Below are 23,156 nucleotides of genomic sequence, written 5' to 3' on the forward strand. Positions count from 1 at the left end.
ACCTCCCAAATAAAAATCTACTTAACATACGCCACATTGAATTTAATAAAATACATTTAAATATATGAAGTGTATTAAGTGTACTAAGTGTATTAATTTAACTAGTACACTTAGTACACTATTAGTATAATGCTATTACTTAAGTTTGTAAACCCCATTTTTTCAAAATAAAAAAATTGATTGCAATTACTACTTTGCAATCAATTTTTATTCTGACTTCTATATCTCTTTTTATACTCATTAAAATCCCACTTACTCAAAAACCTTTCTGCACTTTTATACCCTGCTTTAAAAAGCTTTAAGCTAGTTTTTTTATCTATATCAAAATCTGTTGTATTAACACCTAATGTAGGTATTGGTATTGTCCTTACCCAATTTTTATTAGTAACATATACCTCTTCATTTTTATTTAACATAGCTTTATTTATATCCATTACAAAATGAATAAAATCATCCTCTCCCTTAGATGTAAAACTACTACTATTAGATATAAGTTTCATTCCTATGGTAGGCCATTTAGGTATTCCATCTACATCAAATATCCATATAGGATAATTGCTAAGTATTCCTCCATCAACTATAAAGCTTACTTTATTTTTGTATTTAAGCTTAACTGGTTTAAAATAAAGGGGGATGCTTATGCTCATTCTAACAGCTCTTGCAATATCCATTTCCATTGGATTAATGCCATATTTTTTTATATCATCAGGTAAAATAAGCATATCTCCTCTAGTTATATCCGAAGCAATTATTTTTAAACGACTTTTTCCATTTTTACTTACATCCTTAAACTTTGTTTTTCCCTTTGCAATAAGTAACATTCTCATAAACTTTTCTATAGCATCTCCAGAATATATCCCCTTATTTTTTATCAAAGAGACGCCCTTACTTATAAACTCTGTAGGCTTAAAATTATATAAAAACTTTTCATCTAAAAATTTACTATAATCTATGTTTATAATAATTTCTCTTAGTTCTTTGCTAGTATATCCTACCGCTACTAATGCAGCTATCATCGCTCCAGCCGATGTTCCTGCAACATTCTCTATTATACAGCCTTTATCCTCTAAACACGCTACAGCTCCAACTAAACCAATTCCTTTTACTCCTCCACCTTCAAATACAGCATCAATTTTCATAATAACTCCTAAATATATTCATTCACTTTATAATATTCTTCATATCATTATAAGTTACATACAAATTATATACATTTCCACAAATTATGATGAAATAAATAAACTTTATTAATTACTTCATTTAAATAAAATGCAAAAAATATGTAATTATGCTATAATTATAATAAAATCAAACATTAAGTTGCAGGGGTGCCTAACTTAGGCTGAGAAGAAATTTTTCTAACCCTTAGAACCTGAAACTAGGTAATTCTAGCGGAGGAAGCAATATAGTTTCATATTTTTATTATTGCTTTTATGCGCTCATAATGTTTTACATATGAGCGCTTTTTTATTAATTAAGTTATAAACTTAGGTTCCGTTAGTTAATTAATTATTACAAGGTATCCCTAAAAATGCAGGATTACTACATAACATTAAAAATTTGTGTCTATTATATTAGGAGGAATAATCTATGAAAAATGTATTAACTATTGCCGGTTCCGATAGTTGTGGCGGTGCTGGTATACAAGCTGATTTAAAAACCATGAGTGCTCTTGGAGTATATGGAATGAGTGTAATATCAGCTGTAACAGCCCAAAATACTAAAGGAGTTATTGCTGTTCAAGAAATCACAAAAGAAATAGTAGAAGCTCAAATTAGAGCTATATTTGATGATATTAAAGTTGACTCTGTAAAAATAGGTATGGTATCTAATTCAGAAATTATAAAAACAATAAAAGAACTTTTAATAGAATATAAAGTAACAAATATAGTATTAGACCCTGTAATGATATCTAAAAGTGGATATTATCTTTTAAAGCCAGAAGCTATTGAAGAATTAAAAGAGCTAATTAAAATTGTAGACATAGTGACACCAAATATACCTGAAGCTGAAGAGCTTTCTAACATGAAAATTACTTGCCAAGAAGAAATGATGGAAGCTGCATTAAAAATAAATAAATTAGGTGCTAAAAACGTACTGGTTAAAGGTGGACATAGATGTAATGACTCAACAGACATTCTTTATTATGATAAAAAATTTATAACATTAGAAGGAAAAAGAATAGCAACTAAAAATACACATGGTACTGGATGTACCCTTTCTTCAGCCATTGCAAGTTACATAGCTAAAGGCTACAGTATAGAAGATTCAGTAAAGCTTTCTAAAGAATATATTACTGTAGCAATTAAAAACTCTTTTCCAATTGGACATGGAGTTGGTCCTGTTGGACACTTTATAGACCTATATGAAAGAGCTAATTTAAACTATAAATAGTTTTATTATTTAAATAGGAGGATATTAAATGTTAGAAAATATTTGTATTAACTTTAAAAAAGTTAAAGAGAAAACTCCATTAGTACATTCTATAACAAACTATGTAACTATAAATGATTGTGCCAATATGTTATTAGCTTATGGAGCTTCCCCTGCTATGGTAGAATCATTTGATGAAAGTTATGATTTTGCTAAACTAGCTTCTTGTATCTATATAAACTTAGGCACATTAACACGAGAACAAGAACAATCAATTTTAATGGTATGTATATCAGCTAAGAATAATAATATTCCTGTTGTACTTGACCCTGTTGCCTGTGGTGCAGTTCCACATAAAATAGCTCTTATAGAAAAGCTTTTTGAAATAGGAAGAATTGACATTATAAAAGGAAATATAGGCGAAATTAAATCTCTTGCAGGATATAATGCTAAAACACGAGGAGTTGACTCCATAGATAATGGCAATGATTCTATAGATGCTTGTATTTCTCTAGCTAAAAAATATAAATGCATAGTAGCTGCAACTGGGGTTAAAGATATAGTAACAGATGGAAAAAGAACAGCATTAATTGAAAATGGATCTAAAATGTTAACTTTAATTACTGGTGCTGGATGTATGGTTGGAGCTTTAACTGCTGCAACTGCTGGAGTTGAAGATGACAAATTTATTGCTACAATCACATCCATATTATCTATGAATATAGCAGCAGAGCATACTGAAAAAGAGGTTATTGGACCTGGTAGCTTTAAAGTTAAACTTATAGACAATATTTATTTATTAAAGGAAAATCATTTAAGGAAAGAAGGTAAAATTAAATGGATATAAACTATAAATTATATTTAATTACAGATAGAAGCTTTTTAAATGGACGCTCTTTAGCAGAATGTGTTGAAGATGCTATAAAAGGTGGTGCAACTCTTGTTCAAGTTAGAGAAAAAAATATATCTACTCGTGACTTTTATAATATAGCAAGAGAAGTACAAGAGGTTACAACTAAATACAATGTTCCTCTTTTAATAAATGATAGAATTGATATAGCACTTGCCATAAATGCAGATGGAGTTCATCTTGGTCAAAGTGATATGCCAATAGAACTTGCAAGAAAAATTCTTGGAGATGATAAAGTTATAGGAATTTCTGCCGGTAATGTTAAAGAAGCCATTGAAGCTGAAAAAGCTGGAGCAGATTATGTAGGACTTGGAACAGTATTTTTTACAGGAACTAAAAAAGATATTGATGAACCAATAGGACTTGCTGGTTTAAAAGAAATCACTGAAAAAATAACTATTCCTTCAGTAGCTATAGGAGGAATAAATAAAGAAAATGCCAAATCAGTTTTAGCAACTGGTGTAGATGGCATTTCTGTTATATCTGCTATTTTAAAAAATGATGATATACAAGGTGCATCTAAAACTTTAGCAAATATTTAATATATGTTTAATAGCTAATGGATTAAAATTAATGTCCATTAGCTATTTTTTATTCATCATCTATTTCTAATACCGATTCTTTTTTATAGCTATTGTCTTCCATAGTTTTAGTATATTTTTTGATTTCTTCAACTTCTTCTTCGTACTTATCTTTGCATTCAGCTTCTTTTCCTATAACTCTTCCATCCTTACATTTATAAAAGAATTCTATCTTCATAAAATTCACCTCCTATAATTATATATTATTCTAAGGTAAATTTTATGCATTACAATACTCATAGTAATTTTTATTTAAATTCTTGTATTTAATATTTAAGATTAACAACTTTTTAATATAGCAAATTTTTGAGAGAATAAGAAATTAAAAATAATACGATAAAAAAGCACTAAGCAAATTAGCTTAGTGCTTTAAGTTACCTGGCGACGACCTACTCTTCCACACCGTCTCCAGTGCAGTACCATCGGCGCTTTGAAGCTTAACCATCGTGTTCGGTATGGGAACGGGTGTTACCTTCAAGCCATAATCACCAGATTGTTCTTTCAAAATTGCACAGTGATAATAATTATTTGATCAAGCCCTCGACCTATTAGTATTGGTCAGCTGAATACATTACTGTACTTACACCTCCAACCTATCAACCTGATAGTCTTTCAGGGGTCTTACTAGCTTACGCTATGGGAAATCTAATCTTGAGGTGGGCTTCACGCTTAGATGCTTTCAGCGTTTATCCCTTCCCAACATAGCTACCCAGCTGTGCTCCTGGCGGAACAACTGGTGCACCAGAGGTTGGTCCATCCCGGTCCTCTCGTACTAAGGACAGCTCCTCTCAAATTTCCTACGCCCACGGCGGATAGGGACCGAACTGTCTCACGACGTTCTGAACCCAGCTCGCGTGCCGCTTTAATGGGCGAACAGCCCAACCCTTGGGACCGACTACAGCCCCAGGATGCGACGAGCCGACATCGAGGTGCCAAACCTCCCCGTCGATGTGGACTCTTGGGGGAGATCAGCCTGTTATCCCCGAGGTAGCTTTTATCCGTTGAGCGATGGCCCTTCCATACAGAACCACCGGATCACTAAGCCCGACTTTCGTCCCTGCTCCACCTGTATGTGTCGCAGTCAGGCTCCCTTCTGCCTTTGCACTCTACGCGCGATTTCCGACCGCGCTGAGGGAACCTTTGGGCGCCTCCGTTACCTTTTAGGAGGCGACCGCCCCAGTCAAACTGCCCACCTAGCAATGTCCTGTGACCAGATTCATGGCCTCCAGTTAGAATTCCAGTACTATCAGGGTGGTATCCCAAGGATGACTCCACCAAAGCTGACGCCCTGGCTTCTAAGTCTCCCACCTATCCTGTACAGACAATACCGAAATTCAATGCTAAGCTACAGTAAAGCTCTACGGGGTCTTTCCGTCCAACCGCGGGTAGCAAGCATCTTCACTTGCACTACAATTTCACCGGATTTACTGCCGAGACAGTGCTCAAATCATTACGCCATTCGTGCGGGTCGGAACTTACCCGACAAGGAATTTCGCTACCTTAGGACCGTTATAGTTACGGCCGCCGTTTACTGGGGCTTAAGTTCATAGCTTCGCTTGCGCTAACTATTCCCCTTAACCTTCCAGCACCGGGCAGGCGTCAGCCCCTATACATCAGCTTACGCTTTAGCAGAGACCTGTGTTTTTGATAAACAGTTGCTTGAGCCTATTCACTGCGGCCTACTCTCGTAGGCACCCCTTTTCCCTAAGTTACGGGGTCAATTTGCCGAGTTCCTTAGCAGTAATTCTTCCGACGACCTTAGGATTCTCTCCTCATCTACCTGTGTCGGTTTGCGGTACGGGCACCATTTTGCTCCATAGAGACTTTTCTTGGCAGCGTGGAATCAGATACTTCGTCAAAAATGACTCCCCATCACACCTCAGGCTTAATGTTAAGCGGATTTGCCTACTTAACACCCTAAGTGCTTAGACGCACATCCAATAGTGCGCACATCCTATCCTCCTGCGTCATCCCATTTGTCAAACGCATTATGGTGGTACTGGAATATCAACCAGTTGTCCATCACCTACGCCTTTCGGCCTTGGCTTAGGTCCCGACTAACCCTGGGAGGACGAGCCTTCCCCAGGAAACCTTAGATATTCGGTCAACAAGATTCTCACTTGTTTTTCGCTACTTATGCCAGCATTCTCACTTCTGTACTGTCCACCACTCCTTACGGTATGGCTTCAACCTGTACAGAAAGCTCCTCTACCACGTATACAAAGTATACATCCATAGCTTCGGTGGTAAGTTTGAGCCCCGTTACATCTTCGGCGCAGGATCTCTCGACTAGTGAGCTATTACGCACTCTTTAAATGAGTGGCTGCTTCTAAGCCAACATCCTAGTTGTCTTAGAAATCCCACATCCTTTCCCACTTAACTTACACTTTGGGACCTTAGCTGATGGTCTGGGCTGTTTCCCTTTTGACCACGGATCTTATCATTCGTAGTCTGACTGCCGGGGTACAAGTATATGGCATTCGGAGTTTGATAGGGTTCAGTAACTGTTGTCAGCCCCTAGCCCATTCAGTGCTCTACCTCCACTACTTAATTACCCGACGCTAGCCCTAAAGCTATTTCGAGGAGAACCAGCTATCTCCGAGTTCGATTGGAATTTCTCCGCTATCCACAGCTCATCCCATGGCTTTTCAACGCCAACGTGGTTCGGACCTCCACGGAATTTTACTTCCGCTTCATCCTGGCCATGGATAGGTCACCCGGTTTCGGGTCTACAATATGCAACTAGTTGCCCTGTTCAGACTCGGTTTCCCTTCGGCTCCACACCATAAGTGCTTAACCTTGCTGCACATCGTAACTCGCTGGCCCGTTCTACAAAAAGTACGCCGTCACACTTTAATGTGCTCCGACCGATTGTAGGCACACGGTTTCAGATTCTATTTCACTCCCCTCCCGGGGTTCTTTTCACCTTTCCCTCACGGTACTGCTTCACTATCGGTCACTAGGTAGTATTTAGCCTTGGGAGATGGTCCTCCCAGCTTCCCACAAGGTTTCACGTGTCTCGTGGTACTCTGGAGTAGATCTACTTTTCTTTCCTTTTCGCTTACAGGGCTATTACCTTCTATGGCGGAGCCTTCCAGCTCTCTTCAACTAAAGAAATCAAAGCGTTGTGATCTATCCACAACCCCAGGAACAAGTTCCTGGTTTGGGCTCTTCCCCTTTCGCTCGCCGCTACTTAGGGAATCGAATTTTCTTTCTCTTCCTCTGGGTACTTAGATGTTTCAGTTCCCCAGGTGTACCTCCATATACCTATGTATTCAGTATACAGTATCTAGCAAAGCTAGATGGGTTTCCCCATTCGGAAATCTACATATCACAGGCTATGTGCGCCTACATGTAGCTTATCGCAGCTTATCGCGTCCTTCATCGGCTCCTAGTGCCAGGGCATTCACCGTGCGCCCTTTGTAGCTTGATCTATCATCATCTACTAATTTTCATTAGTGTCTAGGTTTAGATTATTTCTAATCTTATTAATTCGTTTCTTTATCACTGTGCAATTTTCAAAGAACAATTTTTTGAAAGACTTAGTCTTTCAAAATTAAACAGAATCAGGTTTCCAGTCTGGAAGCTTTGCTTCCATTCTCCCTAGAAAGGAGGTGATCCAGCCGCAGGTTCTCCTACGGCTACCTTGTTACGACTTCACCCCAATCACCAATCCCACCTTCGACCGCTGGCTCCTTACGGTTACCTCACGGGCTTCGGGTGTTACCGGCTCTCATGGTGTGACGGGCGGTGTGTACAAGACCCGGGAACGTATTCACCGCGACATGCTGATTCGCGATTACTAGCAACTCCAACTTCATGTAGGCGAGTTTCAGCCTACAATCCGAACTGGGACTGGCTTTCAAGTTTTGCTCCCCCTCGCGGGATTGCTGCTCGTTGTACCAGCCATTGTAGCACGTGTGTAGCCCTAGACATAAGGGGCATGATGATTTGACGTCATCCCCACCTTCCTCCACGTTAACCGCGGCAGTCTCGTTAGAGTGCTTAACTTAATAGTAGCAACTAACAATAAGGGTTGCGCTCGTTGCGGGACTTAACCCAACATCTCACGACACGAGCTGACGACAACCATGCACCACCTGTCTTCCTGTCCCCGAAGGGACTTCCTCAGTTACGAGTAATTCAGGAGATGTCAAGTCTAGGTAAGGTTCTTCGCGTTGCTTCGAATTAAACCACATGCTCCGCTGCTTGTGCGGGTCCCCGTCAATTCCTTTGAGTTTTAATCTTGCGACCGTACTCCCCAGGCGGAATACTTAATGCGTTTGCTGCGGCACCGAGGGTGGTACCCCCCGACACCTAGTATTCATCGTTTACGGCGTGGACTACCAGGGTATCTAATCCTGTTTGCTACCCACGCTTTCGTATCTCAGTGTCAGTTACAGTCCAGAAAGTCGCCTTCGCCACTGGTGTTCTTCCTAATCTCTACGCATTTCACCGCTACACTAGGAATTCCACTTTCCTCTCCTGCACTCTAGACACCCAGTATCAAATGCAGCTCCCAGGTTAAGCCCGGGAATTTCACATCTGACTTAAATGCCCACCTACATACTCTTTACGCCCAGTAAATCCGGACAACGCTTGCCACCTACGTATTACCGCGGCTGCTGGCACGTAGTTAGCCGTGGCTTCCTCATTAGGTACCGTCATTATCGTCCCTAATGACAGAGTTTTACGATCCGAAAACCTTCATCACTCACGCGGCGTTGCTGCGTCAGGGTTTCCCCCATTGCGCAATATTCCCCACTGCTGCCTCCCGTAGGAGTCTGGACCGTGTCTCAGTTCCAATGTGGCCGATCACCCTCTCAGGTCGGCTACGCATCGTTGCCTTGGTGAGCCGTTACCTCACCAACTAGCTAATGCGCCGCGGGTCCATCTCAAAGCGGATTGCTCCTTTGATTATTCTACGATGCCGTAAAATAATGTTATGCGGTATTAATCTCCCTTTCGGGAGGCTATCTCACTCTTTGAGGCAGGTTACCCACGTGTTACTCACCCGTCCGCCGCTAATCCACTTCCCGAAGGAAGCTTCATCGCTCGACTTGCATGTGTTAGGCACGCCGCCAGCGTTCGTCCTGAGCCAGGATCAAACTCTCAATTTAAAAGTTTAATCTTACTCAAATTTATTGACTGGTTTATTACCTATATTCTGTTTAATTTTCAAAGACCATTTTCTTTCGCCATCTCTTGGCAGCTTATTTATTATATCAATTTGAAATCTCTTTGTCAACAACTTTTTTTAACTTTTTAATTTTAAATTTTCATCTAAAAATTATTTTGTTTTTTAGTTGTTTTTCTGATTTCTTGTCGCCTCTTGTGACGACATGTAGTATCTTATCATAAAAAAGATTTTATATAAATTTATATTAACCTAAAATATAAATTTATATTTTCTTTTCTTTATATTTCTATTCTTTTCTCTTATTTTATAATATAGATACACCAGGCAACAGATTTGTTATTTAAAACACCCTCTTTGTAAAAAGTTTTCATTTTGTTCAAATTACAATAGTTTACTATGATCAAAATATCTGTTAAAATAAATTCAATGGTATCAATACGGTTACAAATTAAAAATAGGAGTATGATAATTAATGGCTAAAAATAAATTTAATAATAAATTTAGTAATCTTGAAAGTTCCGAGAATACGAAAAAGTATGTAAAAGAAATGTATGATCTAGCTGAAAAACATGAAAAAAGAAGCTTTATGTCTTTTGTAGCAATTGGAATTCCAATAGCTATAATATTATTATTTGTAGTAATACAAATGATTTCATTTTCAGTACATTCATCTAAAAATAAACAAGTGGCTTCTACATCACATCCTACTAATACTACTGATGTAAAGAAAGATTTAGCTAAAGCTAATACAAAATCTGATGCAAATGCTGCTAAAACAGTTCCAACAGCTACTGCTTCAGTTAATCAATTAAATGATAGATTATTTAATTACTTAAAGTTATCAGAAAAAAGAGCAGTTTCTTATTATAGAGCAAAACAATTAAATAATAAAAGTGAAAAAGGATTAGCTTCAATATACATAGCTCAAGTTTTAAGAGACAATGGATATAAAATGGACAATTCTGTGATTAACACAGCAAGTCTTGTACGAGCATTGCAAAAAGATGGTTGGAAGATTATTTCTGATTATAAACAACTTAAAAAAGGCGACATATGCTTTACAACATCAGCAAAATCTAGTGGTCCTCCTGCTCATACTTATGTATTTATGGGATGGGTTCAAGAAGGTAAAACTGACTATGCATATGTATCAGATAGCCAAGTTGCTGAGTATGGAAACACTTATCACAAAAGAAATATAGATTCTACAACACCTAAAAAAGAAAAATTCGCTTTCTTTATGAGAAAATAATATAAAGTTAAAAGGACTATCTACATTAGAAATATTCTATGTATGACAGTCCTTTTATTTTACTTTAATATCTCTTAATCCCAATAAATATTATCTTGAACCTGTGCTATTTCAGGTAAATTAAGATCTCTTAGCACCCATTCTTTAAACACCTTAAATCCTGTTCTATCTACAATATACCCTATATGTTCTTTTCCATTTGGAGCATCTTTAGAAATAAATTTTTCTATATAATCATAAGTATTTAAGATAATTTTTATTATACTATCTTCATCTATCCACTTTATGAAATCTTTAGCTATTCTAGGATTTTTTCTTCCCGTTCTACCCATTATAGCTAACTTATAATATTTCTCATGGCTTCTAGTCCACGCACCAGTTGGGCATTGGATAACACATTCTCCACATCCAATACATTTTTCTTGATTTCTAACAACTTTAAAATTTTCAAAATGCAATGCACCTACTGATTTCTTTTTACATGTTCTAACACATGCACCACATGATATGCATCTATAAGATTCATAGTTTGGCATAGTCATTCCTATTATACCAAAGTCATGCATTCTCGATTTTATACAATCATTAGGACATCCTGTTAAGGCTATCTTTACATGATAGTTATTTGGAAATATTGCTTTCTCTATTCGTTTTGCAAATTTAGTTGTGTTGTAATTGGCAAACTTACATACTTTATTTCCAATACAAGCTGCTACATTTCTTGTTCCCGCAGCTGAATATCCTTTATATTTAACTTCTTGATTTATATCTAATCCTTCTATTACAGGTTGTATTAGTTTATTAATTTCAGGTATATCCTTCATATCTATACCCATTATTTCAAACCCTTGTCTTGTAGTCATGTGAACATCACCATTACCATATTCTTCAGCAATCTTCTTTATTACATCAAAATACTTTACAGGTAAATGACCTCCTGGAATTCTCACTCTTAGGGCTGTTATTCCTTTTTCTTTTGTTACTCTATAAGCATTTTTCATCAAAGCTTTTGTATTTATATCCATAACCATTTCCCCCTAATCCATTAAGTTCTTTGCTTTTGCATAATTAAATACTGGACCTTCTAAACAAATATAAGTATCATCCATTTTACAATGACCACATTTTCCTACACCACAGCACATTTTTCTTTCATAAGATACTGTTATATTTTCTTCCTTTATTCCTCTTTTTAAGAATTCTGCTACAGTAAACTTCATCATTATTGGAGGTCCTACAATTACAACTTTAGCCGTTTCTATATTTTCTATTTTTATTCCTTCAACATATTTAGTTATTAATCCAATGTTTCCTGTGTAATCTTCATGAGCTGAGTCAACAGTTACAGTAACTTCTATGCTTTTTTCCCACTCTTTTAAATCTTTTCTAAAAAGTATATCATCAGGTGACTTAAATCCTACTAGTAGATTAAAATCTTTTACTTCTTCTCTATGCTCTGAAAAATAGTCTACTATTCCTTTAACTGGAGCAAGTCCCGTTCCCCCTGCTGCAACTATAACTTCTGTATTCTTATATAAATTCACATCAAATCCATTTCCGTAAGGTCCTCTTAAAAATAGATTATCTCCCGGGAAAAATGTATGAATTACATCTGTTACAACTCCAACTCTTCTTATAGTTAAGTCTATATATCCTTCTCCTATTTCACATATAGATATAGGTGCTTCTCCGTACTTTGGAATGGATACTTCAAAAAACTGACCTGGTTTTGCATCACCCATATACTCCATTCTAAATGTATAATCTATATCTGTATGTGGAGTTATACTTAAAATTTTTGATCTTATTGGCATATATATATTACTCATTATTCTTGTACTCCTTCCATAGCTTTTTCTAGTTTGTTAATACAGTTTGAAAAGGAAATATATTCAGGACAAACATCATCACATCTTCCACATCCTACACACATGTGATAACCAAATCTTTTATTAAAATCATAGACTTTATGCATTACCTTAAATCTCATTCTTGAACCATTGTCCTTACGGAATCCATGTCCACCAGCCATATTAGTAAATCCATCTACTTGACAAGATGCCCACACTCTTCTTCTTTCACCGTTTTTTCGATTATCTCTATAGAAAATATCTTGCATAGTAAAGCAAGTACATGTTGGACATACAAAATTACATCTTCCACAGGCAATACATCTTGTTGAATATTCATCCCACATATTAGATTTAAATATTCTTTCATCAATATTTTCTGGTATATTAACACTTACTTTATTTTCCGTTACATAATCTATAGTTACTTTTATCTCTTCACCTTCAAATAAAGATATTAATTCTTCATTTTTTATATCAAGGAAAATTTCATTATTTTCCGTTTTTACATACATATCATATTCCTCTGTCTTGTTACTTCCCATGGTTACACAAAAACAGTTATCAAAACTTTCCTTACATCCTATAAGGACAAACTTAACTTTTTCACGTAACCTTTTGTAATAAGAATCTTCTTTGCCATTTCTTAAATATATTTCATCTAATCTTTTTATTCCATGAATATCACAACTTCTTAGAAACACTAAAGCTCCTTTTTCATCTACTTTAGGTTCTATATACGAATCTTCAGTAAAGTAAAATAAAGTTTGAGTAATTGGATTAATTATTTCCTTTGGAGAAAAATTAGACTTTTTATCAAACTCTATTTCATTTATGCTATTAACTTCTGAGTATCTTATAACATCAGTATCCGAAAATGCTCCTTTGCCTTTCATAACAACCGGTGCATATATTTTATAATCTTGTTTTAGTTTATTTATGTAACCATCAAATTTCTCACGACTTAGTTTAATACCCACATGAATACCACCTTTCCCGAACTTTTAAAAATATATATTTTATGTTAATAATAAAATATATAAAAAAAAGAGTATGTGATTTTCATCACACACCCTTAAAATATTTTGCAAGTTTACTTTTATTAACTATAAATTTTTTATTTTCATACCTTATTAGGTTTTCCTTTGTTAATAGTTTTAATGCTCTTGATATGGTTTCCCTTGATGACCCTAACATTTCCGCAAGAGAAGTTACTGTAATTTTTAACTGTATTTTTGTTTCTCCGTTTTCATCTGTGCCATAATCTTTAGCAAGTTTCCACAACTTTGCTGCTACTTTTTTATCTACTCTTATGGGAACTGTATTTTTAAGTTGTCTATATAATCTTCTTATCTTTTTTGCCATCATATCTATTACTTTTTTCGTTAAATCAAAATCTTTACTCATTATATCTAAAAATTTTTCTCTATTAAACCACAGCAATTCTGTTTTCTCAAAAGCTTCACAGTTAATAGATGCAGATAAGCCATCAAATATAACTTCATTTATTATTTGACCATTATCTAAAATATACACAACTTTTTTATGACCTTCTGCATTATTTCTATACATCGTTACTTTTCCATTTAAAATTATATATACTGTATCTATTTTATCTCTTTCCCTAAATAAAATTTCACCCTTACTTAGTGTACAGATATTAGCAGACTGTTCTAGCATATCTAAAGTAGACTTTTTTAAACCTTGAAACATAGGAATCATAAGTATATGTTCTTTATTTAACATTTTAACTCTTTAAGCGCCTCATAGTTTGCCTTAATTGTGTATTCAATGTCTTCATCTGTATGTGCATCTGATAAAAATAATGCTTCAAATTGTGCTGGTGCTATAAGCACTCCTCTTTTTAACATTTCACCAAAATACTTAGCATACATTTCTGTATCACATTTTGAAACTTCATCATAATTATTTAGTGGTCCTTCTGCAAAGAATAAACATAACATTGCTTTAAATCTAACCACTGTAGCCTTTATTCCTAATTCTTTTATATTTTTATTAAATCCTTCTTCTAATCTTTTAGCTTTTTCTTCAAGTCTTTCATATACGTCTTTATTTTCTTTAAGAATATTTAAATTCTTATATCCCATATGCATGGCAAGAGGATTTCCGGATAAAGTTCCTGCTTGATATACTGGACCCATTGGAGATACACACTCCATTATTTCTCTCTTTCCACCATAAGCTCCTACAGGAAGCCCTGCTCCTATTATTTTTCCAAAGCAAGTCATATCAGCTTCTATTCCGTATACTTCTTGAGCTCCACCATAGGCAAGTCTAAATCCTGTTATAACTTCATCAAAAATAAGAACAGATTTATATTCCTTAGTTATATCTCTTAAAAACTGTAAGAATTCTTGTTTTCCTGGCACAACTCCCATATTACCTGATACTGGTTCAACTATAACTGCTGCTATTTCATTTCCTTGTTCTTGAAATATCCTCTTTACAGCTTCTATGTCATTATATCTACAAACCAAAGTATCTTTTACTGTTCCTTCTGGCACTCCAGGACTTGTTGGAACACCAAAAGTTATAGTTCCTGAACCTGATTTTACAAGTAATGCATCAGAATGACCATGATAACATCCTTCAAATTTTAATATTTTGTTTCTTCTTGTATATCCTCTAGCAACTCTTAATGCACTCATTGTAGCTTCTGTACCTGAGTTAACCATTCTTACCATGTCAACTGATGGATATGCTTCTGTAATTAACTTTGCCATTTTAACTTCTATTTCTGTTGGAACTCCGTAGCTTGTTCCACGTCTTAAAGTTTCTTCTATTCCTTCATATAACTTTTCGTTACTATGTCCTAGTATAAGCGGTCCCCAAGAACATATATAATCTATGTACTCATTTCCATCAACATCATATATTTTTGAACCCTTAGCTCTATCTATAAATATAGGGTTTAATCCAACTGAACCAAATGCTCTAACTGGACTATTAACTCCACCTGGTATATACTTTACTGCTTCTTTAAACATAGCTTCTGATTTAGTATGCTTTAACTCTTTCATTTTAACTACCCCCTAAGCATTTTTGCTGCATCTTTTGCAAAATAAGTAATTATTATATCCGCTCCTGCTCTTTTTATAGATATTAATGATTCTAAAATAGCACTTTCATTTAAAAGTCCTGCATCTACAGCATTTCTAACCATAGCATATTCTCCACTAACGTTGTAAGCGGCGATGGGCATATTAAAATTGTCCTTTACTTTTCTTAGTACATCCAAATATGGAAGTGCAGGTTTTACCATAACAATATCTGCTCCTTCTTCTATGTCTAGTGCTACTTCTCTCAATCCTTCATTTACATTAGCTGGATCCATTTGATATGACTTTCTATCACCAAAAGATGGCGCTGAATCTGCTGCATCTCTAAATGGACCGTAAAAAGCTGATGCATATTTTGCACTATAGGCCATTATTGGAATATTACAAAATCCTTCTTTATCAAGTGCTTCTCTTATAACTGCAACTCTTCCATCCATCATATCAGAAGGTGCTATCATATCTGCCCCTGCTTCTGCTTGACTTACTGCTATTTTTGCAAGATACTCTAATGTTTTATCATTATTTACATATCCATCTTCATCTAATATTCCACAATGACCATGAGATGTATATTCGCACATGCAAAGGTCAGTTATTACATACATATCTTTAAATTTACTTTTAATTTCTCTAGTTGCCTTTTGCACTATTCCATTGTGATCGTAAGCACCACAACCAACTTCATCTTTTACATCTGGAATTCCAAATAACATTACAGATTTTATACCAAGACTTACAAGTTCCTTTATTTCTTCTTCTAACATGTCTATAGAAAGTTGATATTGTCCCTTTAATGATGATATTTCTTTTTTTATGTTATTTCCTTCAACTATAAATAAAGGATATACAAAATCATCTGTACTTAAAGTTGTTTCTCTAACTAAATCTCTTATTACTGTGTTAGCTCTAAGACGTCTAGGTCTTTTTAAAATCTTCATAAAACCGCTCCTTACTTTTAACTATTCTATTTATTTTTGAAGTACCTTTAAAATTCCATCTATTGTGTATTCTTCTGCTTCATTATAAACCTTAAGGTTAAAATCTTCTATAGTCCTTGAAGTTATAGGTCCTATTGAAACCAATTTTGTACCTTTTAATTTATCTATATTTTCTTTTCCTATAATATCTATAAAGTTTTTTACTGTAGATGAGCTTGTAAATGTTATATAGTCTATAGCATCACTATCTAAAAGATTTAATACATACTCTTTATTGTTTTGCATTTTTATAGTTTCATAAATTTTAACTTCTTTAACATTGCAAAGCTTACTTAATTCTTGAGTTAAATACTCTCTAGATTCCTTAGCTCTTGGTATTAATATTTTATCATCTTTACTCAAAATGTCCTTTAGGGATTCTACTATAGATTCTGCCACAAATCTCTTTGGCACAATATCTGCAACAATTCCTTTATTTTTAAGTTCTTCAGAGGTTCCATTTCCAATTGATACAATTTTTAAGTTTCCAAGTTTTCTACTATCAAAACCTAGTTTAAATAAATTTTCAAAAAATATATTAACCGCATTTCTACTAGTAAAAATTAAGTAACTATATTTTTCAATATTTTTTATTTCCTCTATAAGTTCATCACGTTCAAGTATTTCTTCTATTTTTATTGAAGGAATCTCTATTGGATTTCCTCCTAGTGAATCTATTTTATCCACAAGTGTACTACTTTGAGCTCTTGCCCTTGTTACAACAATGTTTTTTCCAAACAAAGGTTTTTTTTCAAAAAAGTTAAGTTCTTCTCGTAAAGATACAACTTCACCCACAACAATAAGACTTGGAGATTCTATTTTTTCTTCTATTGCCTTTTCATATATATTTTCAAGAGTTCCAACTACAACTCTTTGCTTTGTTGTACTTGCCCAATTTATTATAGCAACCTTAGTATTTATATCTTTTCCTTCTTTAATTAAAGATGTACATATATTTTGTAGATTAGAAATACCCATCAAAAATACTAATGTTCCTTCTAGTGAAGCTATTGATTTCCAATTAAGTTCTTTATTTTCTTCTTTTAAATGTCCAGTTATAACATGAAATGAAGATGCGTAGTCCCTATGAGTTATTGGTATTCCTGCATAGCAAAGTCCACCTATTGCTGAAGTAATTCCCGGTACAACCTCAAAATCAACTCCATTTTTCTTTAGGTATTCTCCTTCTTCTCCTCCTCTACCAAAGACATAAGGATCTCCACCTTTTAATCTTGTAACAATTTTTCCTTCTTTAGCCTTATCCACTATAATATCATTAATCTCATCTTGAGTTTTTGTATGATTACTAGATTTCTTACCCACATATATAAATTCACAATTTTCTTTAGCATTTTTTAAAAGTCTAACGTTTGCTAGTCTATCATATACAATAACATCAGCCTTTTTTATACATTCCATTCCCTTTAAAGTTATAAGTTTATAATCTCCAGGACCAGCACCAACTAAAAATACTTTTCCACTCATATTAATTTATCTCCTTCAGTACAATTTCTGCAAGTTCATATCCTATTTTTTCTGCATCCTCAATCTTTCCACCTAAAGACTTTCTTATAATTTTAGAACCATCTTCTTTTCCCAAAAGCCCTGTAAGTTCTACATTGTCTTTATTTATATTGCATATTGCTCCAATGGGAACATGACATCCTCCATTTACCCCTTTTAAAAATGCTCTTTCAGCTACTGCTTGAATTGAGGAATTTTTATCTTCTATAGACTTTAAAATTTCTTCTAAATCTTCTCTATCTTTTCTTATCTCTAAAGCTAATATTCCTTGTGCTGGAGAAGGTAACATTATATCTTCATTTAAATAAAAAATATTATAGTCTAGTTTCTCTTGTATATTTAATCTTTTTATACCTGCCGAAGCTAAAACTACTCCATGTAAATTTTCCATTTCTATTTTATTTATTCTAGTTTCAACATTTCCTCTTATAGGCACTATGTTTAAATCATCTCTATACTGTAAAAGTTGATACTTTCTTCTCTTACTACCTGTCCCTATTTTTGCGTTCATAGGTAACTCATCTATAGAATTATACTTTTTGTTCAAAATTAAAACATCTCTATAGTCTTCTCTTTTAGGAACATATGAAAATTTTAATTCCTCTGGCATTTCTGTGGACATATCCTTCATACTGTGAACTGCCATATCAATATCACCACTTATTAACTGTTCCTCTATTTCCTTTACGAATAATCCCTTGTCACCAATTTTATCCAGAGCTATATGTTGAATTCTATCCCCTTTTGTGGATATTATTTTTACTTCAAATTGTATTTGTGGATATTTTTGTTTAATTTTATCTATAACCCAATTAGTCTGAGTAAGAGCAAGCTTGCTTCCTCTAGAACCTACTACTATTTTCATAATACCCTCCATGAATATTAATTTTTATTTGCTAATACTTTACTTATTATTCTCTATAAACTCTTTAAGCTTATCTATATTCATATCTATTATTGATTTTAACATTTGTCTTTTTTCTTCATCATTAAATTTTTGTAATATAATATTCCTAGCTTCTCCTAAAAGAAATATATATTCTTCATATTCATCTGTATATTTTTCTTCTAACTCTTTTCTTATTTTAGAAGCTAACATAGGACTTTTTCCCATGGTAGATACAGAAATTACAAGGTCACCACGTTTTATAGATGATGGCACTATAAAATCCGACTCTTTTATATTATCAACTATATTGCAAAGAATGTTTTTATTCCTACAATAATTACTTATTTCCTTATTTATATTCTTATCTGATGTAGCTCCAATTACTAAATAAGCATCTTCAATATATGTACTTTTAAAATAGTCTTCTATTATTTTTAATTTATCATTAAATTTAATTTTTAAACTATCGAACTTTTCTAATATATTAGGAGAAATAACTGTAACATATGCTCCAAACTCTAGTAGTTTTTTAGTTTTTCTAAAGGATACATTTCCTCCACCTATTACAACAATCTTTTTATTATCTATACTTATCATTAAAGGATAATACATAACTAAACACCCTTTTAAAATTTAAATAATTCATTTACGCTTTTTATATATTTATTTATCTCATCTTCATCTTTTAGCTCTTTAAGATTTAAAATAGGCTCTTTAACAACTTTTTTCAAAGCTCCAAATAGCATTTTTTCTAATATTTCCTTATCTCTTTCATTTAAATCAATTTTTTTAGTTATATACCCTAAGTATTCATCTTTTATATCCCTGCATCTATTATTCAAATCTTTTATAGTATTATCTACTTTTAAAGACTTCATCCACTGATTAAACTCATTAACATATGAATCAATACTATCTTTAGCAATCAAAGATAGTTCTTCTCTTTTAATCTTGTTACTATCTGAAATGTTTTTAAAATCATCAACATCATACAAATGAATATTTTCTATATCTCCAGCACTTTTTTCTACATCTCTTGGAAGGGCTAAATCCATAATATATAATTCTTGCTTTATATTTTGTAATTGTTCCTTTTTAATAATTAAATGAGGTGCAGCTGTTGCTGTTATTAATATATCTACATTATCTAAAATCTCATATTTTTTTTCATAATCTATAAGTTTTATTTTAGGAAACTCTTTTAATAAATCAATAACATTGTTATAAGTTCTATTAGCAACAAATATCTCCTCTAATTCTTCATTAATTAAATGCTTTAGAGCAAGTCTTCCCATATCTCCTGCTCCTATTATGCATGCTTTTTTGCCTTTTAATGTTCCAATATTTTTTTCTAATAGTTTTATTGCAATATAAACCATAGATATTGGAGTTTCAGAAATTTTCAATTCACTTTTTATCTTTTTAGCCGAAGTTATAGCTTCTCTAAAAAGTTTATTAAGCACTTTTCTACTAAATTTATTTTCCATAGAATACCTTAATGCTTCTTTTACTTGTCCCAAAATTTGATCTTCTCCTAGAATCATAGAATCTAATCCTGCAGAAACATTGTATATATGGGAAACGGCTTCTTTATCTTTTTTTATAAAAATATATTCATTTACACTTTCAACATTAAAAAAGATTTTATAAAAATTTACTACTTCATTTATGTGACTATCTATTTCATCACTACATATATATATTTCACTTCTATTACAAGTAGATACTATTATTATTTCACTTATTCCTTTTTTAATTAAATAAGTACAAGCTTTATATTTTTGTGATTTTGAAAATGATACTTTTTCTCTTATATCTATAGGGGTGTTATTATAATTTATTCCGATTACAGCTAAATTCATAATACCCTCCTTTCTACTACTCAATTTTAGTATTATACCACAATATAATATTATTTACTTATTTAACGCAAATTAAAGTCGTATGATTTCATACATACGACTATCTTTTATATTATTTATTTAATATTTCTTCTTTTCTTTTTATGATTTCATCACTTAATAAAGCTTTTTCAACCTTATCAAATCCTATTCTATCAATCATTATTCCAAATCTTTCTCCTAGAATTCCATTTTCTTTAAAATAAAGTATGGCTTTTTCTATAAAATCCATTGCCTCTTCTTTATTAAATATTTTATCTACTAAGTATCCAGCCTTAGGATACTTACCCCATCTTCCACCTAGATAAATTTTCATTCCTTCCTGATTTGTTTCCATAGCATTAAAATAACAATTTTCTATACACTTTCCACAGTTAATGCATTTTTCTCTATCTATAACTACTTTATTATCTTCTTTATATGCTGCTTTCATTCTACACTTTTCTATAACTCCACATTTTCCACAGCTTTTACACTTGTCCAAGTTTAATTCTGGTTTTCTTTGAGCCATAATACCAACATCATTTAAGTTAGGTTTTACACAGTTATTAGGACATCCTCCTACTGCTATTTTAAATTTATGAGGTAATGATACATCATACCAACCTAAATAAAATCTATCATGAATTTTTTTATTTAATTCTTGTGTATCCATTAAACCATAATTACATACAGTTCCTTTGCATGAAACAACAGGTCTTACTCTTTTTCCAGTACCACCAGAATACATTCCATACTCTTGTAGTTCTCTCTTTACATTTTCTATATCTTCATACTTAATTCCTGGTATCTCAATAGTCAATCTAGTAGTAAAACTCATTTTACTTTCTCCATACTTTTCAGCTATATCTGAAACTTTTCTGATTTTTTCTGGAGTCATTGTTCCGTTAATTGTTATAACTCTACATGCAAAATGTTCTTTATCCCTTTGTAGTATGAATCCTTGTCCTTTTAGTTCTGCTATCTCACTCTGACTAATTTTAGTCATAATATTCCCTCCAATTATAATCGTCTTCAATAAAGTTATATTTTAATAATATTACTATTAACATATAAAATCCAATTAAAATTTTTCATAGTTCCATAATAAAAACTTATAGTAAAGTTACTTATTATAACAATCTTTTAAATAAGTCACCGTTATAAATAAATTTTAAATAAAAGAGCAAAACAAGAACCATATGCATTATAAATTAAAATTTCTTTATAAAACACATGGCTCCATACTAATTATAATCTACTATAAAACTAATGCAGCTATTGTCCCTCCAATAATTAGTGCAATATTATAGTGAAGGAATGTTGGTACACAAGTATCCCATATATGATTGTGTTGTCCATCGGCATTTAGCCCTGATGTTGGTCCAAGAGTACTATCTGACGCTGGTGAACCTGCATCCCCTAACGCTCCTGCTACTCCAATTAATGCTATTATGCCAAGAATACTAAATCCAAGCTTTTGTGCTAAAGGTACATATATGGCTGCTAAAATAGGTATAGTTCCAAAAGAAGTTCCAATTCCTAATGTTACTAAAAGGCCTACTAAAAGCATTAATAATGCTCCAAACAGCTTGCTTCCTCCAAGCCCCATAGCTACTAATTGTACTAAAGAATCTACAGCTCCAGTTTGTCTAAGAACATTTCCGTATCCACTAGAAACAAGCATAACAAAAGCAATTAATCCCATCATCTTTATACTTTCACTCATAAATTCATCTACTTCATTCCACTTTATAGTACCTGTTATAATCATAAATATAATTCCTGATAATGCTCCTAAAGGTAATGATTTAGTTATGACTTGTACTCCAAATGCAATTACAGCTCCAATTAAAGCAAGATAATGAGTTTTATTCATTTTTAAATCTTCATTAGAATTGTTAAACCCATCTATATTTATTTCTTTATATTCTCTTGGCTTTCTATAACTTATAAATACTGCAAACAAAAGTCCTAATATCATAAATAGTCCTGGAATTAATAATGCCTTCCACACCATGTTAGTTGTTATAATAGCTCCATTAGCGGTCATTTCATCTCTTATTAAATTATGATACGCAAGTCCAAATCCAACTGGTATAGTTACATATGGAAACTCAAGACCAAAAGTTAATGCACATGCTACTGCTCTTCTATCTATTTTTAACTTATTCATAAGTCCTAATAGTGAAGGAACTATTATCGGTATAAATGCTATATGAATTGGTATAAGATTTTGTGAAAAACAAGAAAAAGCTGCTACTAATAAAATAAACAATATTTTTCTTTCTTTAACCCCTGTAGATATTTTATTACATAGTATTTTAGCAAGTCCTGTTTTACTTATAGCAACTGCAAGTAATCCAAGTAAAATATAACTTAACGCTGTTTCAGCATTTCCCCCCATACCGTCTATAAGTATGCTCATAGTATGAGTTAAAGGTAACCTTGCAGAAATGCCTGCTACTATTGCTGCAATTAATATTGATAAAATAACATTTAAATTTAAAAGACTTAATACTATCATTATTATTACCGAAATTACAACAGGATTAATTAATACCATATTTATGACCCCCCTCTAATTCATAATTTTAAAATTAAAATATTTAATATTTCTCAACTAATATACCTAATTTAAAATTTATTATTATAATTGTTCTCTCTTCTATACATTTTATTATTTTAGCATATTAAAGT

At 33.0% G+C, this 23,156-nt stretch carries 18 protein-coding genes, 3 rRNA genes and 1 riboswitch; of the genes, 4 read left to right on the forward strand and 17 right to left on the reverse strand.

The window, feature by feature from the left end:
- Positions 1–200: 200 nt before the first annotated feature.
- Entirely contained in the window at positions 201–1,139 is a 939-nt protein-coding gene (locus NT01CX_RS08900) for a patatin-like phospholipase family protein (protein WP_011722737.1), read from the reverse strand.
- 175 nt (positions 1,140–1,314) lie between these two features.
- Positions 1,315–1,417: riboswitch (TPP riboswitch) on the forward strand.
- A gap of 173 nt (positions 1,418–1,590) precedes the next feature.
- Here NT01CX_RS08900 and thiD point away from each other — a divergent pair.
- From thiD to thiE, 3 genes are read left to right on the forward strand one after another with little or no spacing between them, the layout of a single operon-like run.
- Positions 1,591–2,394, forward strand: a complete 804-nt coding sequence (gene thiD, locus NT01CX_RS08905; protein ID WP_011722738.1) for a bifunctional hydroxymethylpyrimidine kinase/phosphomethylpyrimidine kinase — start codon at positions 1,591–1,593, stop codon at positions 2,392–2,394.
- Positions 2,395–2,422: 28 nt separating this feature from the next.
- A complete protein-coding gene (gene thiM / locus NT01CX_RS08910) occupies positions 2,423–3,220 on the forward strand; it encodes a hydroxyethylthiazole kinase (protein WP_011722739.1) in 798 nt (265 codons plus the stop codon).
- Positions 3,211–3,825, forward strand: coding sequence for a thiamine phosphate synthase (gene thiE, locus NT01CX_RS08915; protein WP_011722740.1), 615 nt, complete (start codon positions 3,211–3,213; stop codon positions 3,823–3,825). The genes thiM and thiE overlap by 10 nt, the downstream gene beginning before the upstream one ends.
- 49 nt (positions 3,826–3,874) lie before the next feature.
- On the opposite strand, the gene NT01CX_RS12330 is transcribed toward thiE, so the two are convergent.
- From NT01CX_RS12330 to NT01CX_RS08930, 4 genes are all read right to left on the reverse strand, one after another.
- Positions 3,875–4,042, reverse strand: a complete 168-nt coding sequence (locus NT01CX_RS12330; RefSeq protein WP_011722741.1) for a hypothetical protein — start codon at positions 4,040–4,042, stop codon at positions 3,875–3,877.
- Positions 4,043–4,240: 198 nt separating this feature from the next.
- Positions 4,241–4,357, reverse strand: a 5S ribosomal RNA gene (gene rrf, locus NT01CX_RS08920).
- A 35-nt stretch (positions 4,358–4,392) separates the two neighbouring features.
- Positions 4,393–7,297: ribosomal RNA gene (locus NT01CX_RS08925) — 23S ribosomal RNA — on the reverse strand.
- 174 nt (positions 7,298–7,471) lie between these two features.
- Positions 7,472–8,984: ribosomal RNA gene (locus NT01CX_RS08930) — 16S ribosomal RNA — on the reverse strand.
- The 16S, 23S and 5S rRNA genes sit together here, the layout of an rRNA operon.
- 492 nt (positions 8,985–9,476) lie before the next feature.
- On the opposite strand from NT01CX_RS08930, the gene NT01CX_RS08935 reads away from it, so the two are divergent.
- The gene (locus tag NT01CX_RS08935) at positions 9,477–10,256 is read left to right on the forward strand and encodes a peptidoglycan amidohydrolase family protein (RefSeq protein WP_011722742.1); all 780 of its coding nucleotides are present in this window, start codon (positions 9,477–9,479) and stop codon (positions 10,254–10,256) included.
- A 74-nt stretch (positions 10,257–10,330) separates the two neighbouring features.
- Here the strand turns inward: NT01CX_RS08935 and asrC are convergent, their stop codons facing one another.
- The 12 genes from asrC to NT01CX_RS08995 form a co-directional block, all read right to left on the reverse strand.
- Positions 10,331–11,281 carry a sulfite reductase subunit C gene (gene asrC, locus NT01CX_RS08940; protein WP_011722743.1) on the reverse strand — a complete coding sequence of 317 codons (951 nt, stop codon included), beginning with the start codon at positions 11,279–11,281 and terminating at the stop codon, positions 10,331–10,333.
- 12 nt (positions 11,282–11,293) lie between these two features.
- Positions 11,294–12,085 (reverse strand): anaerobic sulfite reductase subunit AsrB, encoded by a 792-nt coding sequence (gene asrB / locus NT01CX_RS08945; protein WP_011722744.1) that lies wholly within the window; start codon positions 12,083–12,085, stop codon positions 11,294–11,296.
- Positions 12,085–13,086: an anaerobic sulfite reductase subunit AsrA gene (asrA, locus tag NT01CX_RS08950; RefSeq protein WP_011722745.1), complete on the reverse strand. Its 1,002-nt coding sequence runs from the start codon at positions 13,084–13,086 to the stop codon at positions 12,085–12,087. The genes asrB and asrA overlap by 1 nt, the downstream gene beginning before the upstream one ends.
- A gap of 85 nt (positions 13,087–13,171) precedes the next feature.
- On the reverse strand, positions 13,172–13,852 hold the full coding sequence (locus NT01CX_RS08955; RefSeq protein WP_011722746.1) for a Crp/Fnr family transcriptional regulator: 681 nt from the start codon (positions 13,850–13,852) through the stop codon (positions 13,172–13,174).
- Positions 13,846–15,147 carry a glutamate-1-semialdehyde 2,1-aminomutase gene (gene hemL / locus NT01CX_RS08960; RefSeq protein WP_011722747.1) on the reverse strand — a complete coding sequence of 434 codons (1,302 nt, stop codon included), beginning with the start codon at positions 15,145–15,147 and terminating at the stop codon, positions 13,846–13,848. The genes NT01CX_RS08955 and hemL overlap by 7 nt, the downstream gene beginning before the upstream one ends.
- A 5-nt stretch (positions 15,148–15,152) precedes the next feature.
- Positions 15,153–16,124, reverse strand: coding sequence for a porphobilinogen synthase (gene hemB, locus NT01CX_RS08965; RefSeq protein ID WP_011722748.1), 972 nt, complete (start codon positions 16,122–16,124; stop codon positions 15,153–15,155).
- A gap of 30 nt (positions 16,125–16,154) precedes the next feature.
- Positions 16,155–17,648: a uroporphyrinogen-III C-methyltransferase gene (gene cobA, locus NT01CX_RS08970; RefSeq protein ID WP_011722749.1), complete on the reverse strand. Its 1,494-nt coding sequence runs from the start codon at positions 17,646–17,648 to the stop codon at positions 16,155–16,157.
- A gap of 1 nt (position 17,649) precedes the next feature.
- On the reverse strand, positions 17,650–18,552 hold the full coding sequence (gene hemC, locus NT01CX_RS08975; protein ID WP_011722750.1) for a hydroxymethylbilane synthase: 903 nt from the start codon (positions 18,550–18,552) through the stop codon (positions 17,650–17,652).
- 39 nt (positions 18,553–18,591) lie between these two features.
- The gene (locus tag NT01CX_RS08980) at positions 18,592–19,188 is read right to left on the reverse strand and encodes a precorrin-2 dehydrogenase/sirohydrochlorin ferrochelatase family protein (protein WP_011722751.1); all 597 of its coding nucleotides are present in this window, start codon (positions 19,186–19,188) and stop codon (positions 18,592–18,594) included.
- Positions 19,189–19,202: 14 nt separating this feature from the next.
- Positions 19,203–20,438, reverse strand: a complete 1,236-nt coding sequence (gene hemA / locus NT01CX_RS08985) for a glutamyl-tRNA reductase (RefSeq protein ID WP_011722752.1) — start codon at positions 20,436–20,438, stop codon at positions 19,203–19,205.
- Positions 20,439–20,550: 112 nt separating this feature from the next.
- Positions 20,551–21,465 (reverse strand): 4Fe-4S binding protein, encoded by a 915-nt coding sequence (locus NT01CX_RS08990; protein WP_011722753.1) that lies wholly within the window; start codon positions 21,463–21,465, stop codon positions 20,551–20,553.
- Positions 21,466–21,717: 252 nt separating this feature from the next.
- The gene (locus tag NT01CX_RS08995; protein WP_011722754.1) at positions 21,718–23,022 is read right to left on the reverse strand and encodes a Na+/H+ antiporter family protein; all 1,305 of its coding nucleotides are present in this window, start codon (positions 23,020–23,022) and stop codon (positions 21,718–21,720) included.
- Positions 23,023–23,156 lie beyond the last annotated feature (134 nt).

The sequence above is a fragment of the Clostridium novyi NT genome, assembly GCF_000014125.1.
Classification (GTDB): domain Bacteria; phylum Bacillota; class Clostridia; order Clostridiales; family Clostridiaceae; genus Clostridium_H; species Clostridium_H novyi.

Excerpts from the sequence above, each read along its gene's own strand:
- NT01CX_RS08900 (WP_011722737.1), bottom strand. The coding sequence starts at position 1,139 with ATGAAAATTGATGCTGTATTTGAAGGTGGAGGAGTAAAAGGAATTGGT.
- thiD (WP_011722738.1), top strand. The coding sequence starts at position 1,591 with ATGAAAAATGTATTAACTATTGCCGGTTCCGATAGTTGTGGCGGTGCT.
- thiM (WP_011722739.1), top strand. The coding sequence starts at position 2,423 with ATGTTAGAAAATATTTGTATTAACTTTAAAAAAGTTAAAGAGAAAACT.
- thiE (WP_011722740.1), top strand. The coding sequence starts at position 3,211 with ATGGATATAAACTATAAATTATATTTAATTACAGATAGAAGCTTTTTA.
- NT01CX_RS12330 (WP_011722741.1), bottom strand. The coding sequence starts at position 4,042 with ATGAAGATAGAATTCTTTTATAAATGTAAGGATGGAAGAGTTATAGGA.
- NT01CX_RS08935 (WP_011722742.1), top strand. The coding sequence starts at position 9,477 with ATGGCTAAAAATAAATTTAATAATAAATTTAGTAATCTTGAAAGTTCC.
- asrC (WP_011722743.1), bottom strand. The coding sequence starts at position 11,281 with ATGGATATAAATACAAAAGCTTTGATGAAAAATGCTTATAGAGTAACA.
- asrB (WP_011722744.1), bottom strand. The coding sequence starts at position 12,085 with ATGAGTAATATATATATGCCAATAAGATCAAAAATTTTAAGTATAACT.
- NT01CX_RS08955 (WP_011722746.1), bottom strand. The coding sequence starts at position 13,852 with ATGTTAAATAAAGAACATATACTTATGATTCCTATGTTTCAAGGTTTA.
- hemL (WP_011722747.1), bottom strand. The coding sequence starts at position 15,147 with ATGAAAGAGTTAAAGCATACTAAATCAGAAGCTATGTTTAAAGAAGCA.
- hemB (WP_011722748.1), bottom strand. The coding sequence starts at position 16,124 with ATGAAGATTTTAAAAAGACCTAGACGTCTTAGAGCTAACACAGTAATA.
- cobA (WP_011722749.1), bottom strand. The coding sequence starts at position 17,648 with ATGAGTGGAAAAGTATTTTTAGTTGGTGCTGGTCCTGGAGATTATAAA.
- hemC (WP_011722750.1), bottom strand. The coding sequence starts at position 18,552 with ATGAAAATAGTAGTAGGTTCTAGAGGAAGCAAGCTTGCTCTTACTCAG.
- NT01CX_RS08980 (WP_011722751.1), bottom strand. The coding sequence starts at position 19,188 with ATGTATTATCCTTTAATGATAAGTATAGATAATAAAAAGATTGTTGTA.
- hemA (WP_011722752.1), bottom strand. The coding sequence starts at position 20,438 with ATGAATTTAGCTGTAATCGGAATAAATTATAATAACACCCCTATAGAT.
- NT01CX_RS08990 (WP_011722753.1), bottom strand. The coding sequence starts at position 21,465 with ATGACTAAAATTAGTCAGAGTGAGATAGCAGAACTAAAAGGACAAGGA.
- NT01CX_RS08995 (WP_011722754.1), bottom strand. The coding sequence starts at position 23,022 with ATGGTATTAATTAATCCTGTTGTAATTTCGGTAATAATAATGATAGTA.